The 15595-nt window shown below is 63.9% G+C and carries 15 protein-coding genes; 7 read left to right on the top strand and 8 right to left on the bottom strand.

All coding sequences use genetic code 11. The features are described from left to right. Window positions 1-97: 97 nt before the first annotated feature. From HU763_RS06555 to HU763_RS06535, 5 genes are read left to right on the top strand one after another with little or no spacing between them, the layout of a single operon-like run. Window positions 98-904 (top strand): alkaline phosphatase family protein, encoded by an 807-nt coding sequence (locus HU763_RS06555; protein ID WP_186689557.1) that lies wholly within the window; start codon window positions 98-100, stop codon window positions 902-904. After that, window positions 901-1752: an ABC transporter permease gene (locus HU763_RS06550; RefSeq protein ID WP_170028764.1), complete on the top strand. Its 852-nt coding sequence runs from the start codon at window positions 901-903 to the stop codon at window positions 1750-1752. The genes HU763_RS06555 and HU763_RS06550 overlap by 4 nt, the downstream gene beginning before the upstream one ends. Further along, window positions 1742-2536, top strand: coding sequence for an ABC transporter permease (locus HU763_RS06545; RefSeq protein ID WP_170028763.1), 795 nt, complete (start codon window positions 1742-1744; stop codon window positions 2534-2536). The genes HU763_RS06550 and HU763_RS06545 overlap by 11 nt, the downstream gene beginning before the upstream one ends. Window position 2537: 1 nt before the next feature. Next, window positions 2538-3527 carry an ABC transporter ATP-binding protein gene (locus HU763_RS06540; protein WP_186689559.1) on the top strand — a complete coding sequence of 330 codons (990 nt, stop codon included), beginning with the start codon at window positions 2538-2540 and terminating at the stop codon, window positions 3525-3527. Window positions 3528-3539: 12 nt separating this feature from the next. Further along, window positions 3540-4193: an HAD family hydrolase gene (locus tag HU763_RS06535; protein ID WP_186689561.1), complete on the top strand. Its 654-nt coding sequence runs from the start codon at window positions 3540-3542 to the stop codon at window positions 4191-4193. A 123-nt stretch (window positions 4194-4316) separates the two neighbouring features. On the opposite strand, the gene HU763_RS06530 is transcribed toward HU763_RS06535, so the two are convergent. After that, the gene (locus HU763_RS06530) at window positions 4317-5279 is read right to left on the bottom strand and encodes an NAD(P)H-quinone oxidoreductase (protein ID WP_186689563.1); all 963 of its coding nucleotides are present in this window, start codon (window positions 5277-5279) and stop codon (window positions 4317-4319) included. 143 nt (window positions 5280-5422) lie between these two features. Between HU763_RS06530 and HU763_RS06525 the strand changes: the two genes are divergently transcribed. Further along, entirely contained in the window at window positions 5423-7504 is a 2082-nt protein-coding gene (locus HU763_RS06525; protein ID WP_186689565.1) for a carboxy terminal-processing peptidase, read from the top strand. 118 nt (window positions 7505-7622) lie between these two features. Continuing rightward, complete coding sequence (locus tag HU763_RS06520; protein ID WP_186689567.1) at window positions 7623-8606, top strand: EAL domain-containing protein; 984 nt, start codon at window positions 7623-7625, stop codon at window positions 8604-8606. Window positions 8607-8654: 48 nt separating this feature from the next. On the opposite strand, the gene HU763_RS06515 is transcribed toward HU763_RS06520, so the two are convergent. The 7 genes from HU763_RS06515 to nirB all read right to left on the bottom strand — a co-directional run bounded on the left by HU763_RS06515 (window position 8655) and on the right by nirB (window position 15400). Continuing rightward, on the bottom strand, window positions 8655-9023 hold the full coding sequence (locus HU763_RS06515; protein WP_013971408.1) for a hypothetical protein: 369 nt from the start codon (window positions 9021-9023) through the stop codon (window positions 8655-8657). Next, window positions 9020-9358, bottom strand: a complete 339-nt coding sequence (locus tag HU763_RS06510) for a helix-turn-helix domain-containing protein (protein WP_170028757.1) — start codon at window positions 9356-9358, stop codon at window positions 9020-9022. The genes HU763_RS06515 and HU763_RS06510 overlap by 4 nt, the downstream gene beginning before the upstream one ends. A 120-nt stretch (window positions 9359-9478) precedes the next feature. Next, window positions 9479-9919 (bottom strand): YkvA family protein, encoded by a 441-nt coding sequence (locus HU763_RS06505; protein WP_170028756.1) that lies wholly within the window; start codon window positions 9917-9919, stop codon window positions 9479-9481. A 296-nt stretch (window positions 9920-10215) separates the two neighbouring features. Then, window positions 10216-10968, bottom strand: a complete 753-nt coding sequence (locus tag HU763_RS06500) for a BamJ family beta-barrel-assembly machinery protein (protein WP_170028755.1) — start codon at window positions 10966-10968, stop codon at window positions 10216-10218. A gap of 360 nt (window positions 10969-11328) precedes the next feature. Continuing rightward, complete coding sequence (pcaQ, locus tag HU763_RS06495; protein ID WP_186689570.1) at window positions 11329-12261, bottom strand: pca operon transcription factor PcaQ; 933 nt, start codon at window positions 12259-12261, stop codon at window positions 11329-11331. Between the two features lie 224 nt (window positions 12262-12485). Further along, on the bottom strand, window positions 12486-12848 hold the full coding sequence (nirD, locus tag HU763_RS06490) for a nitrite reductase small subunit NirD (protein WP_186689572.1): 363 nt from the start codon (window positions 12846-12848) through the stop codon (window positions 12486-12488). After that, window positions 12848-15400, bottom strand: coding sequence for a nitrite reductase large subunit NirB (nirB, locus tag HU763_RS06485; protein ID WP_186689574.1), 2553 nt, complete (start codon window positions 15398-15400; stop codon window positions 12848-12850). The genes nirD and nirB overlap by 1 nt, the downstream gene beginning before the upstream one ends. Between the last annotated feature and the right edge of the window lie 195 nt (window positions 15401-15595).

Below are 15595 nucleotides of genomic sequence, written 5' to 3'. Positions count from 1 at the left end.
CGCTCCCACAGGACCTCTACAGGTTTGAGGCTTCTGCAGTACCTGTGGGAGCGGGCGAGCCCGCGAAGAAGCCAACGCGTATATGACTGGAGCCACCATGCAACACAACGTCATCCTGGTCCTGCTCGACGGCCTCAACTACCAGGTCGCCCACCATGCCATGGGCCACCTGCATGCCTATGTCGAGGCTGACCGCGCCGCGCTGTACCGCGTGGAATGCGAGCTGCCATCGCTGTCCCGGCCGCTGTACGAGTGCATTCTCACCGGTGTGCCGCCGATCGACAGCGGCATCGTGCACAACAAGGTCAACCGCTTGTCCAGCCAGCGCAGCGTGTTCCACTACGCCCGCGAAGCCAACCTGAGCACTGCCGCGGCGGCCTACCACTGGATCAGCGAGCTGTACAACCGCTCGCCCTTCGACCCGCAGCGCGACCGCCACACCCACGCCCCCAAGCTGCCGATCCAGCATGGGCTGTTCTACTGGGACGACCGTTATCCCGATTCGCACCTGCTGGCCGATGGCGAATACCTGCGCCGCCGCCATACCCCCAACTTCCTGCTGGTACACCCGATGAGCATCGACGATGTCGGCCACCACCACGGCCTGGACAGCAGCCAGTACCGCAACGCCGCGCGCAGCGCCGATATCCTGCTGGCCGACTACCTGCCGGGCTGGCTCGCCGAGGGTTACCAGGTACTGGTCACCGCCGACCACGGCATGAACAACGACCGCTCGCATAACGGCCTGCTCGCCGAGGAGCGCGAAGTACCGCTGTTCGTCTTCGGCGATGCGTTCAGCCTGGACCCGGCAGCCAAGCCGCTGCAGACCGAGCTGTGCGGGACCATCTGCGAGCTGCTTGGCGCGCCGCATGACAAGAGCGTCTGCCGGGAGTTGCTGAAGTGATTGCGCCCAAGCGCAGCAGCAACCGTGGCCGCTACCTGGCCCTGCTCTGCCTGCTACCGTTCGCCGTGTTCTTCGTCATCTTCCAGATCGCCCCGCTGGCCTGGGTGGCGATCAACAGCCTGCAATCGGAAGCGGGCTGGGGCGTGGCCAACTTCAGCAAGGTGTTCGCCTCGAAGTTCTACCTGCAGGCCCTGCAACGCAGCCTGGAGATCAGCTTCTGGTCGAGCCTGTTCGGCATCGTCATTGCCACCCTCGGCGCCTACTCGCTACGCCAGGTGGACTCGAAGCTGCGCGACTTCGTCAGCGCCTTCGCCAACATGACCAGCAACTTCGCCGGGGTGCCGCTGGCCTTCGCCTTCATCATCCTGCTTGGCTTCAACGGCGCGTTGACCTTGCTGCTGAAGCAGGCCGGCCTGCTGGAAGACTTCAGCATCTACTCCAAGAGCGGGCTGATCCTGGTGTACACCTACTTCCAGATCCCGCTTGGCGTGCTGCTGCTGTACCCGGCATTCGACGCCCTGCGTGAAGACTGGCGCGAGTCGGCCGCGCTGCTGGGTGCCAGCCATTGGCAGTTCTGGCGGCACATCGGCCTGCCGGTGCTGACCCCGGCACTGCTGGGCACCTTCGTCATCCTGCTGGCCAATGCCCTCGGTGCCTACGCCACCGTGTACGCGTTGACCACCGGTAATTTCAACGTACTACCGATCCGCATCGCTGGCCTGGTGGCCGGTGACATCAGCCTCGACCCCAACCTGGCCAGCGCCCTGGCCATGGTCCTGGTGGGGCTGATGACGCTGGTCACGGTGGTGCATCAATGGCTGCTGAAAAGGAGCTACCATGCACGCTGACACGCGCTCCGGCGGCTGGTACCACCGCGCCGTGGTCTACCTGCTGTTCCTCATCCTGCTGTTGCCTCTGGCCGGCACCCTGCTCTACTCGCTGGCCACCAGCTGGTCGGCCAGCCTGCTACCCAGCGGGCTGACCTTCAAGTGGTACCTGGCGCTGTGGAGCGAGCCGCGCTTTCTGGCCGCCTTTGCCCAGTCATTGCTGGTGTGCGTGGGTGCACTGCTGCTGTCGGTGGTGCTGATCCTGCCGCTGCTGTTCGTGGTGCACTACCACTTCCCCAGGCTCGACGCGCTGATGAACATCCTCATCCTGCTGCCGTTCGCGGTACCACCGGTGGTGTCCTCGGTGGGGCTGCTGCAGCTGTACGGCAGCGGGCCCATGGCGATGGTCGGCACGCCCTGGATCCTGATCGGCTGCTATTTCACCATCGCCCTGCCGTTCATGTACCGGGCCATCACCAACAACCTGCAGGCGATCAACCTGCGCGACCTGATGGACGCCGCCCAACTGCTCGGTGCCAGTACCTGGCAGGCGGCGCTGCTGGTGGTGCTGCCCAACCTGCGCAAGGGCCTGATGGTAGCCCTGCTGCTGTCGTTCTCGTTCCTGTTCGGCGAATTCGTGTTTGCCAACCTGCTGGTCGGCACCCGCTACGAGACCTTGCAGGTGTACCTGAACAACATGCGCAACAGCAGCGGCCATTTCAACAGCGCGCTGGTGATCTCGTACTTCGCCTTCGTGCTGGTACTGACCTGGGTCGCCAACCGCCTGAACAAGGACAAGACCTGACATGAGCTTCGTCAGCGTACAGAAACTGCACAAGAGCTACGCCGGCAGCCCGGTGTTCGAAAACATCGACTGCCACATCCAACGCGGCGAGTTCGTCACCCTGCTCGGCCCGTCCGGCTGCGGCAAGTCGACGCTGCTGCGCTGCATCGCCGGGCTGACCCCGGTGGACAGCGGGCAGATCCTGCTCGACGGCCACGACATCGTGCCGCTGAGCCCGCAGAAACGCGGCATCGGCATGGTGTTCCAGAGCTACGCGCTGTTCCCCAACATGACCGTGGAGCAGAACGTGGCCTTCGGCCTGCGCATGCAGAAGGTCAAGGCCGATGAAAGCCAGCAGCGTGTGCGTGAAGCACTGGAGCTGGTGGAGCTGGGCAACTTCTCCGGGCGCTACCCGCACCAGCTGTCCGGTGGCCAGTGCCAGCGCGTGGCCCTGGCCCGTTCGCTGGTCACCCGCCCGCGCCTGCTGCTGCTCGACGAGCCGCTGTCGGCGCTGGATGCGCGCATTCGCAAGCACCTGCGCGAGCAGATTCGCGCCATCCAGCGCGAGCTGGGCCTGACCACCATCTTTGTCACCCACGACCAGGAAGAAGCGCTGACCATGTCCGACCGCATCTTCCTGATGAACCAGGGGCGCATCGTCCAGAGTGGCGACGCCGAAACCCTCTACACCGCGCCGGTGGACCTGTTTGCCGCCGGCTTCATCGGCAACTACAACCTGCTCGACGCCGACAGCGCCAGCCGCCTGCTGCAGCGCCCGGTGGCCAGCCGCCTGGCAATCCGCCCGGAATCGATCACCCTGGGCCGCGATGGCGCACTGGACGCGGAAGTGCGCAGCCACAGCCTGCTGGGCAATGTGATTCGCTACCGGGTCCGGGTGCGCGAGGTCGAGCTGGTGGTCGACGTGCTCAACCGCTCGGCGGCCGACCTGCACGCAGACGGGCAGCGGGTAAGCCTGTCGATCGACCCCACGGCACTACGGGAAGTGGCCTAAGGAGAGTTACCCATGGCACTGGCAATTTTCGATCTGGACGAAACCCTGATCCACGGCGACTGCGCGTCGCTGTGGAGCGAGCAGATGGCCCGGCTGGGCTGGGTCGACGGCAAGGCCTTCCTGCGCCGTGACCATGAACTGATGGAGGCCTATGGCAGAGGCCACCTGAGGATGGAGGAGTACATGGCCTTCAGCCTGGAACCGATTGCCGGGCGCACCCTGGAAGAGGTCCAGCACTTGGTCGAGCCGTGGGTCGAGGAAGTGATCGAGCCAATCATCTATGGCGATGCCTGCCGCTGCATTGCCGAGCACCGCCAGCGCGGGGACCGGATCCTGATCATTTCCGCTTCGGGCACGCACCTGGTCGGGCCGATTGCAGCGCGGCTGGGCGTGGACGAGTACCTGGCGATCGAGCTGGAGGCGGTGAACGGGGTGTATACCGGCCAGACCCATGGGGTGCTGACCTACCGCGAGGGCAAGATCACCCGGCTGCTGGAGTGGCTGGATCAGGAACAGGAGAACCTGGAAGGGGCGAGTTTCTATTCTGATTCGCGGAACGATTTGCCGTTGTTGTTGAAGGTGGATCATCCGCATGTGGTGAACCCCGATGCGGTATTGCGAGAGCATGCCGAGATCAACAAGTGGCCGATCCTGAGCTGGGCCTGAGGTAATCGCATCGCCTGCACCGGCCCTTTCGCGGGTAAACCCGCTCCCACAGGGACCCCACAGTTTTCAAGCCTGTGGTAATCCCTGGGGGAGCGGGTTCACCCGCGGAGAGGCCGCGCCTGCTTACGCCAGGCTAGGGTCGATCACCATCACCAGCTTGCCCGACACCTGGTTGGTCTCAAGCTCGGCATACGCCGCCTGGGCGAACTCCACCGGGTAGGTATCCACAAGCTGCGGCGACAGGCGCCCTTCGGCAAACAGCGGCCAAACCTGCAGCTGCAAATCGCGCAGCAGCTCGGCCTTGAAGCCGTCATCGCGGTTGCGCAGCGTGGAGCCGGTAATCTCCAGGCGCTTGCCCAATACCTGTGCCAGGTCCAGCTCGAACTTGCGCCCGCCCATCAGCCCGATGATCACCCAGCGCCCGTCACGCGCCAGCAACTTGAGGTTGAGCTCGCCGTAACTGGCACCCACCGGGTCGAGAATCACATCGAACGGGCCGAAACCTTCCAGCGCTTCCAGGTTTTCGTTACGTACCACACCACCGGCGGCGCCCAGCGCCTCGCAGTAGGCCAGGCGGTCCTGCGAACCGACGCTGACCCACACCGGGCTACCGAATGCCTTGCACAGCTGGATGGCGGCCGAGCCAACGCCGCTGGCGCCAGCATGTACCAACACCTTCTCGCCAGCTTTCACGCCACCCAGCTGGAAGATGTTCAGCCAGGCAGTGGCATACACCTCCGGCAACCCCGCCGCCTCGTGCAGGCTCACGCCTTCGGGCACAGGCAGCACGTGGCGGGCATCCACCACCACTTCCTCGGCCATGGCGCCGCTGGCCAGCAGCGCGCAAACACGGTCACCCACCCGCCAGTCGGCACCGGCGCCCACTTCTTCGATCACGCCGGAACACTCCAGGCCCATGTATGGGCTGGCGCCTGGTGGTGGTGGGTACAAACCTTTCATCTGCAGCAGATCGGCGCGGTTCAGCCCCGCAGCAGCCACGCGAATGCGCACTTGGCCCGCGTCGCAGGTCGGGCGTTCGGCCTCGACCCAAGCCACATGTCCGTCAACGCCTTGCAATGCCTTCACAGTGCCTCCATAGTTGAATCATATGACCGAGCCTGGGAATGCTATGTCCCAGGCTTTTTGCAGTATGCGTCCGGTTTTTTGCAACCGGCGAACGGAAAAGACGGCCTACTATGCGTGATCAATTGCCTCCACGTCGAATCAGCATGAAGCATTTCCTCCCAAGCACCGCCCTGGCGCTGATGATCGGCCTGGGCAGCCTCACGCTCGGCGGCAATGCGGCGGCCGCCAACAAGTGGGACAGCCTGCAGCCGGACCGTGACGAGATCGTCGCCAGCCTCAACGTGGTGGAATTGCTCAAGCGCCATCACTACAGCAAGCCGCCGCTGGACGATGCCCGTTCGGCCATCATCTATGACAGCTACATCAAGCTGCTGGACCCGGCGCGCAGCTACTTCACCGCCGCCGACATCGCCGAATTCGACAAGTGGAAAACGCAATTCGACGATTTCCTCAAGAGCGGCAACCTGGACCCGGGCTTCACCATCTACAAACGCTACCTCGACCGCGTCAAGCAACGCCTGGACTTCGCCCTGGCCGAGCTGGACAAGGGCGTGGACAAGATCGACTTCAGCGCCAAGGAGACCTTGCTGATCGACCGCAAGGACGCCCCATGGCTGAAGGACCAGGCCGCGCTCGACGAGCTGTGGCGCAAGCGGGTGAAAGACGAGGTGCTGCGCCAGAAGATCGCCGGCAAGGAACCCAAGCAGATCCAGGAAACCCTGACCAAGCGCTACAAGAACCAGCTGGCGCGCCTGGACCAGACCCGTGCCGAGGATATCTTCCAGGCCTATATCAACACCTTCGCCCAGTCCTACGACCCGCACACCAACTACCTGTCGCCTGACAACGCGGAAAACTTCGACATCAACATGAGCCTGTCGCTCGAAGGCATCGGCGCGGTACTGCAAAGCGACAACGACCAGGTCAAGATCGTGCGCCTGGTGCCGGCAGGCCCGGCGGCCAAGACCAAGCAGGTGGCCCCGGCCGACAAGATCATCGGCGTGGCCCAGGGCAACAAGGAGATGGTCGACGTGGTCGGCTGGCGCCTGGACGAAGTGGTCAAGCTGATCCGTGGCCCGAAAGGTTCGGTGGTGCGCCTGGAAATCATCCCGGCCAGCAACGCACCTAGCGACCAGACCAGCAAGATCGTCTCGATCACCCGCGAAGCCGTGAAGCTCGAAGAGCAGGCGGCGAAGAAGTCGGTGCTCAAGCTCAAGCAGGACGGGCGTGACTACAAGCTCGGCATCATCGAGATCCCGGCCTTCTACCTGGACTTCAAGGCCTACCGCGCCGGTGACCCGGAATACAAGAGCACCACGCGTGACGTGAAGAAGCTGCTCACCGAACTGCAGAAGGAAAAAGTCGACGGCGTGGTCATCGACCTGCGCAACAACGGCGGCGGCTCGTTGCAGGAAGCCACCGAACTGACCAGCCTGTTCATCGAGAAAGGCCCCACCGTGCTGGTGCGCAACAGCGACGGCCGTGTCGACGTGCTGGAAGATGAAAACCCCGGCGCCTTCTACAAAGGCCCGCTGGCCCTGCTGGTCAACCGCCTGTCGGCCTCGGCGTCGGAGATCTTCGCCGGCGCCATGCAGGACTATCACCGAGCCCTGATCATCGGTGGCCAGACCTTCGGCAAAGGCACCGTGCAGACCATCCAGCCGCTCAACCATGGCGAGCTGAAGCTGACCCTGGCCAAGTTCTACCGGGTGTCCGGGCAGAGCACCCAGCATCAGGGTGTGCTGCCGGATATCGGCTACCCGTCGATCATCGACACCAAGGAAATCGGCGAGAGTGCACTGCCCGAAGCCATGCCGTGGGACACCATCCGCCCGGTGGTCAAGCCGGCGGCCGACCCGTTCAAGCCGTTCCTGGCCCAGCTCAAGGCGCAGCATGAAGCGCGCAGCGACAAGGACGCGGAATTTACCTATATCCGCGACCGCCTGGCCCTGACCCAGAAGCTGCTGAACGAGAAAACCGTCAGCCTCAACGAACAGGACCGCCGCGCGCGCCATGATGAAATCGAGGCCAAGCAGCTGGCGTTGGAAAACATCCGCCGCAAGGCCAAGGGTGAAGAGCCGCTGAAAGAGCTGAAAAAAGAGGACGAAGACGCCTTGCCGACCGAGGATGAAAACACCAAGCCGGAAGACGACGCCTACCTGGCGGAAACCGGCCGCATCCTGATCGACTACCTCAGTGCAAGCACCAAGGTGGCCAAGAAGTAAGCAACGGCAGCAATGATGGCAAATTAATGTGACCTGTCATCAAACAGTCATCGCGCTGTCGTGAAATAGAGGGGCCGGACGTGCAAGCGTCCGGCCCTTTCATTTTCAGGAATCCATCATGACCGTCGCCGAACAGCTCAGTGCCTTGAGTGCCATCCTGGCTCAACGCAGCATTCACAGCCTGTTCCAGCCGATCATGCGCCTGAGCGAGCAACGGGTGTTCGGCCACGAAGCGCTGAGCCGCGGCCCGTCCAACAGCCCGCTGCACGCTCCGCTGAACCTGTTTACCATCGCCCGCCAGGCCGGGCGCCTGACCGAGCTGGAGGCCGCCTGCCGGGAGTCGGCCTGTCGCCGGTTCAGCGAACAGCAGTTGCAAGGCCAGCTGTTTCTCAATGTCTCGCCGGAGTCGCTGCTGGAGCCGGACTACCCGTCCGGCCAGACCCTGAAACTGCTCGAGCAGGTCGGCCTGGCGCCCAGCCGGGTGGTGATCGAGCTGACCGAACATACCCCGACCGACGACTTCCAGCTGCTCTCCAATGCCCTGCACCACTACCGTGACATGGGCTTTTCGATCGCCCTCGACGACCTCGGGGCAGGCTATTCCAGCTTGCGCCTGTGGTCGGAACTGCGCCCGGAATACGTGAAGATCGACCGCCACTTCATCGACGGCATTCACCGCGACCCGCTCAAGCGCGAGTTCGTCGGTTCGATCCTGCAGATTGCCAGGGCGTCGAAGGCGCAGGTAATTGCCGAAGGGATCGAGCTGGCAGAGGAGCTGGCGGTGCTGGTCGAGATGGGTGTGGACCTGGTCCAGGGCTATCTGCTGGGGCGCCCGCAGGCGTTGGGCGTGCGCGAAAGCCGGCCGCTACTGGCGCTGATGAACGTTCCGCAGGCCGAACAGCCGACGGTGCGGCTCAATGCGACGATTGGGCAGTTGCTGGAGTTGTTTGGCCGGCACCGGCACCTGGAGGTATTGGAGGTGGTGGATGCCGATGGCAGGGCTTGCGGGATGATCCACAGGGATGCTTTGCCCGTTGTTCCGGCCTCTTCGCGGGTAAACCCGCTCCCACAGATAGAACACAAGGCTCAAGACCTGTGGTGAACCTGTGGGAGCGGGTTTACCCGCGAAGAGGCCGGAACAGGCAACGAATCAGGCTGTTTCAGGGTAGCTGTACTCGAACACCCGGACGACTTCGGAGGCATGCCACGACGCCGCCTCCATGCCATCCACCGGCCCGGAGAAACGCCCCAGGCGCTCCACGCACTCAAAAAAACCGGTACGCGGCAAGCGGCTGGCGCCCTGGCTGATGACCAGCGAACTGCGCAAGGGCTGTTCGGCGCGGGCATCCAGTACTGCCAGGTACTCCAGCGCTGCGGTCAGTGTCTGCATGGCCGGGCTGGGCAGTTGCAAGCGCTCGATCAGCGCACGGTAGGTCAACAAGTGACGTTGACGGCGGGCCAGGTCAAGCTCACCCAGCAGGTTATCCCAGTGCTGACGGCTGATCCTGACCTGGCTCATGATGGCTCGCTCCAGCCAGCCACGCCCAGGTGCCAGGCCAGGGCGCGGCGGATGGCCGCGTCCGGTTGGCGTTCGCCCGCTTCGATCATGGCCAGGTACGCCGGGCTTACACCGACATTGCGCGCCAGTTGCTCAGGGGCAATGCCCTTGGCCTGGCGAATCTGCGCCACCTCACTGAATGCCGGCAATGGCGCGCTGGCAGCGGCGCTGCCCGGGTCACTCGCAGCCGCCTCGGCAGGCGCCTGCCCCGCTGCCTTGAGCAGCGCCTGGTATTGCTCCCAGGGAACCACGGCGTACTCGGGTTGACCGTCCCGGCTGATGACCTGAATACCCATACAACCCCCTCAGTAAGGATTACTGCATGTAATCCGTAGGCATAACCCTTATGCCAATTATATTACCAACTCTGGGGTCTGTGCAGTCGCGCTGCAACCGAGGTGTCGTTCAGGCCGGTTTCACTGCGTCTTGCGCTCCAGCTGCAAGGCTTGCGCCGTGGCCGGCAGGCGCTCGACCACGCGCAGCCGCTCCGGCGCCTGGCTGTCGCGCCAGGCCTTGAAGCGCGCCAGCTCGTCAGACACGGTCTTCAGTACCCAGCCCAGCACGGCGATGTCGTCGAGCAAGCCCACTCCCAGCAGCCAGTCCGGTATGGCATCGATAGGGCTGACGAAATACAGCAGGCCGGCGACGATGGTGACCAGGGCCTTGGCGCTGATGGCGCGGTACTCGCCACGCCACCAGGCCAGGCACAGCGACTGCAACAGCTTTACATCTTCCCGCAACTGGCCGAGGCGCGGGCCTTTGCGGGCCACCGCGAACAGCAGGGCCGGTAACCGGCCACGGCTGAGCAGGCGTTCGGCCAAGGGCAGGAAACGGGCGAAATTCCAAGGTGCGCTCATGGAGCCTCCAGGCGGATAAGGTTATCCACATTTATTGTGGATAACCTTGTGAACAGGGCGACGTTTCCGACCGCAGGTGCCTGCCAGGCAAGGGCCCCGGTCAGATCGGGCGTTTTTTACACAGTGGTTTCAAACCCTGTGTACGGTGCACCGCAAACGATTTGCAGCACCAGCGTGCAGCTTCTTCACGCTGCAATTGCTCGGACAGTATCAGCAGGTGCAGGTTCGTCCAACCATCCCGGCACAAACGAAAACGCCCCGTCGGGACGGGGCGTTTTGTGCAGGGCCAGCCGGTATTACTTGGCAGGCGCTTCGGCAGGGGCTTCGGCGCCCGGCTCGGCGCCTTGCAGCTGGGCCGGGTCCTTGATGGCGATCAGTTCCAGGTCGAACACCAGCACCGAGTTGGCCGGAATCAGCGGGCTTGGGCTTTGTGCGCCGTAGGCCAGTTCCGCCGGGATGAACAGCTTGTATTTCTCGCCAACGTGCATCAGTTGCAGGGCTTCGACCCAACCCGGGATCACGCCGCTGACTGGCAGGTCGATCGGGCTGCCGCGCTCGACGGAGCTGTCGAACACCTTGCCATCGATCAGTTTGCCTTCATAGTGCACGGTGACCACGTCGGTCGGCTTGGGTTGCGGGCCGTCAGCCTTCTTGACCACTTCATACTGCAAGCCCGAGGCAGTGGTGACCACACCTGGTTTCTTGGCGTTTTCCTCGAGGAATTTCTTGCCGGCAGAGGCGGCTTCTTCGCTGGCCTTGGCCAGGCGTTCCTCTGCGCGTTTCTGCAACGCGGTGAAAGCCTCTACCAGCTCTTCATCCTTGATGCGCTGTTCTTTCTTGCCGACGGCGTCTTCGATGCCGAGGGCAACAGCTTTCGAATCAAGGTCTTCCATGCCTTCCTGAGCAAGGCTCTTGCCCATGTTCAGGCCGATACCGTAGGAGGCTTTCTGCGCCGGAGTCTTCAGCTCGGGGCTGCTGGTCTGTTGATCACAGCCAGCCAGTACCAGGCCTACCAGGGCAACCGCAGCCGCCAAACGATGCTGTTTCATGTGATTTCCTTGTTCATGCGCCATAAGGGCAATCAGGGTAGAAGCCGCGAGCTTATCAGGCGTCCCCAACCGATGGCTACCGGCATAAGAGCGGACAGACATGGATTAGTTCCACAGCCTTGCGCGCGGCAGAAAGGCCTTGATTGGATGCGAAAGATGCTTCGTTACGTTTCGCTCGACCAAGATATACCATAACGCCATTATCCGCCGCTGCGGGGATACTGATCCGCGCATGGCCAGGCTATCGGAAACAGGCTTCAGGGAGGCCTGATGAGAGAATCAGGGCAATGAGCGTTGCTGATTACTGACAGGGCTCCATCGGCCAGACGGCAACCCAACCCGGGTCGCCTGCCCTGCTGTTCAAGGGTAGGCGCCCTCGCGGTACTGCCCGGCCACCTCGCGCAGCACCTCGCATACCCACTGCCCCGGGAGGCTCTGTGGCAAGGCCGCGTTGCGGCAGATGCCAACCGAACCACCTGGCTCGCGCACGCCCAGGTCGAGTTCGGCCAGCTCGCCGCGCCGCAGGTCGAGCAGCACCGCGTCGCGCGGTGCCACCCACAGCGCATCGCTGCCCAGCAGGTAACGCCGGCTGAGGGCCAGCGACAGGGTTTCCAGGCGCTGTGCCGGCATCTGGATGCCGCATTGCACGAACAGGCTGTCGGCATGCTGGCGGATGGTTGTGCCGGCTGGCGGCAACACCAGTGGGTAACGCCCGACCTGGGCCCGCTCGACCGGCATGCTGGCCAGCAGCGGGTGGCCCGGGCGCACCACCAGGCTCATCGACTCGCTGTACAGGTGCTCGAACGACAGGCCCTGGATCTGTGGGCTGTCGGTCATGCGCCCAACCACCAGCTCCAGCTCGCCCAGGCGCAGTTGGCCGAGCAACTGCGCGCTGACCCCGGTAACCACACTGACCACCAGCGCGTCATGGCGCTGGTGCAGGCGGCACAACACCTCGGGCATGAGCAGGCCTTCGACCGTGGACAGCACGCCGATGCGGACCTGCGAAGGTGCCCGCGCTTCGCCACGCAGGCTGCTGACGCCATCGCGCAGGGCTTGCACGCTGGGCCCGGCATAGCGCATGAAGCGAGTCCCGTCTGCAGTCAGCTCGACGCCCTGGCGGCTGCGCGCGAACAGCCGCGTTTCCAGCAGCGCTTCGAGTTCCTTGAGGGTCTTGGAGATGGCCGGCTGGCTGATCGCAAGCACGTCGGCAGCCCTGGCCAGGCTGCCCTGCCGGGCAATCTCCAGGAAGCACAGCAGGTGGCGGTACTTGATGCGGGTGTCGAGGTTCATGGGCGCAAGCTTAACCCATTGCGCTGGTCGCGGTATTTTCGCCGTATTGGCGATCGAGCGCCGCCCGCGCGGCGCATCGCGGATAAATCCGCTTCTACATTTGTTGCAACGTGGCCATGCCTGACAGGCCATGGTTGTCCGCCGGTTTGCAAGGCTGTAGGAGCGGATTTATCCGCGATGCGCCGCACGAGCGGCGCTCGATCTCACAGGCGACAACACCCCCATCAATCCACCGCCAACTCCACCGCACGCCCCCTCAAGCGCACCGGCCAAACCCGCAAGCGCTGCGCCGAATCCTCCAGGCATTCCCCGCTGTGCAGGCTGAAATGCTGTTTGTACAACGGCGCCGCTACCACCAACTCGCCCTGCAACGTGCCCACCAGCCCACGGCCGATGACATTGGCCCCGGAACGCGGATCGCGGTTGTCCACCGCGTACAGCGGTTGGGCCTGCTCCGGCAGGTAGAATAACGCCACCTGGGCGCCATCGAGCCATACCACCACCCCGGAATCGGCTATCAGGTCGTCGGCCTGACATACCGTTTGCCAGTTCACCTGGGTTTTCACTGCAGCATTGGACAGGTTCATCACACAGCCTCCTCGACGGTTGGGATCAGATGCAGCGCTGCCACAGGCCGACGCTGTTCGCGTTCGCGCACGAAGTGCACGTCCGGGTCAGCGCGGCGATCGTTGACGAAGGTGCGGAAGCGCTTGAGTTTCTCGGGGTCGTTGAGGGCGTTGGCCCACTCGCATTGGTACTGGTCGACCACATGCTGCATCTGCGCCTCCAGCTCGCCAGCCAGGCCCAGGCTGTCGTCGATGACCACCTGTTTCAGGTAGTCCAGGCCGCCCTCCAGGTTCTCGCGCCATACCGAGGTGCGCTGCAGCTTGTCGGCGGTGCGGATGTAGAACATCAGCACTCGGTCGATCAGGCGCACCAGGGTTTCGTCGTCGAGGTCGGTGGCGAACAGTTCGGCGTGCCGCGGGCGCATGCCGCCGTTGCCGCACACGTACAGGTTCCAGCCTTTCTCGGTAGCGATCACACCGATGTCCTTGCTTTGCGCCTCGGCGCATTCTCGAGTGCAGCCGGACACTGCGAACTTGAGCTTGTGCGGGCTGCGCAGGCCCTTGTAGCGGTCTTCCAGGCGCAGGGCCATGGCGACACTGTCCTGCACCCCGTAGCGGCACCAGGTGCTGCCCACGCATGACTTCACCGTGCGGGTCGACTTGCCATAGGCGTGGCCGGTTTCGAAACCGGCCTCGATCAGCTCGCCCCAGATCAGCGGCAGTTCGTGCAACTGCGCGCCAAACAGGTCGATGCGCTGGCCACCAGTGATCTTGGTGTACAGGTCGTACTTCTTCGCCACCTGGCCGATCACGATGAGTTTGTCGGGGGTGATTTCCCCGCCGGGGATGCGTGGCACCACCGAGTAGGTACCATTCTTCTGCATGTTGGCCATGAAGGTGTCGTTGGTGTCCTGCAGCGGCACCAGCGCTGGGTCCATGATCGGCTGGTTCCAGCACGAGGCGAGAATATTGCCCACCGCCGGCTTGCAGATGTCGCAGCCAACCTGCCCCTTGCCATGGCGTGCGAGCAGCTCGTTGAAGGTGCGGATGCCCTCTACCCGCACCAGCCCGTACAGTTCCTGGCGGGTGTAGGCAAAGTGCTCGCACAGGCTCTTGTCCACCACCACGCCACGGGCGCCCAGCTCGTGCTCGACCACCTGCTTGAGCAGAGCCGCGCAACCACCACAGCCAGTCGCTGCCTTGGTGCAGCCCTTGACCGCGGCAAGGTCGCCACAGCCACTGTCGATGGCGGCACACACCGCGCCCTTGCTGACGTTGTGGCAGGAGCAGAGGGTCGCGCTGTCGGGCAGCGCATCGGCGCCCAGGGCCGGCGCCGCGCCACCTTGCGGCAGGATCAGCGCTGCTGGGTCGGCCGGCAGGGTGATGCCATTCTGTGCATATTGCAGCAAGGTGTCGTAGTAACTGTTGTCGCCAACCAGCACCGCACCGAGCACGCGCTTGCCGCTGGCGTCCACCACCAGCCGGCGGTAGGCGTTGTTGGCTTCATCGATGAAGCGGTAGCTGCGCGAGCCTGGGGTGGCGCCGTGGGCATCGCCGATCGAACCGACATCCACACCCAGCAGCTTGAGCTTGGTCGACATGTCGGCACCGGTGAATTCGCCAGCGGCTTCCCCCATCAGCAATGCCGCCAGGTTGCGTGCCATGCTGTAGCCCGGGGCGACCAGGCCGAATACGCTGCCGTTCCACGACGCGCACTCGCCGATGGCAAAGATGCGTGGGTCACTGCTGCGGCAGTGGTTATCGATCACCACCCCGCCACGCGCCGCGATGTCCAGGCCGCAGGCTCGGCCCAGGGCATCCTGCGGGCGGATACCGGCAGAAAACACGATCAGGTCGGTTTCCAGGTGTTCGCCGCCATCGAAGTTCATGCGGTAGCGGTAGTCTTCACCGGCACTGATCGACTGGGTGGCGCGCGACAGGTGCACACCCACCCCCAGGGCTTCGATCCGGGCCTTGAGCGCGGCACCACCCTCGCCGTCCAGTTGCACCGGCATCAGCCGTGGGGCGAATTCCACCACGTGGGCTTCCAGACCCAGCGACTTGAGGGCGTTGGCCGCTTCCAGGCCGAGCAGGCCACCGCCAACCACCACGCCACGGCGGGCATTGGCGGCGGCAGCGCGAATGGCGTCGAGGTCATCGAGGGTGCGATAGACCAGGCGTGCGTTGCCGCTGGAGCCTTCGATCGGCGGTACGAAGGGGTACGAGCCGGTGGCCAGCACCAGCTGGTCATAGCCGTAGCGCCCCTCGGCGGTGACCACTTCGCCGCGCGCGCGGTCGATTTCCAGCACTGCTTCACTGAGGTGCAGATGCACGCCGCTGGCGCTGTAGAAGTCCTGCCCGCACAGGGCCAGGGTTTCGGCGCAGCTGCCACCGAAGTACTCGGACAGGTGCACGCGGTCATAGGCGCGTTGCCGCTCGTCGCCAAACACGTGCAGCTCGAAGCGCTGCAGGGCGCCACGGCTGACCAGTTGTTCGACGCAATGATGGCCGACCATGCCGTTGCCGACGATGACCAGTCGCTGTCGTTGCCCGCTGCTCGCTGTTGCCTTCATAAGCCGATCCTCGATCAAAAAAAAAGCGCCTGGAGCCGAAGCTCCAGGCGCCTTTGCCTGTATTCATCACGGTAGGGGGCCCGGGTTGATCGCCGTTGATCAGTGGGCGTTGTTGTAACCGGGTTAAAGCAGGGACTGTGCCAAAGCTGTTGCCACGACTTGCCCTATCGCCGCCAAGCCAGCGTCTACAAGGCC

Origin of the sequence: Pseudomonas anuradhapurensis, assembly GCF_014269225.2 — a bacterium.
GTDB lineage: Bacteria > Pseudomonadota > Gammaproteobacteria > Pseudomonadales > Pseudomonadaceae > Aquipseudomonas > Aquipseudomonas anuradhapurensis.
The sequence above is the reverse complement of the archived record's forward strand: the minus strand, read 5'-3'. Positions and strand labels throughout refer to the sequence as shown.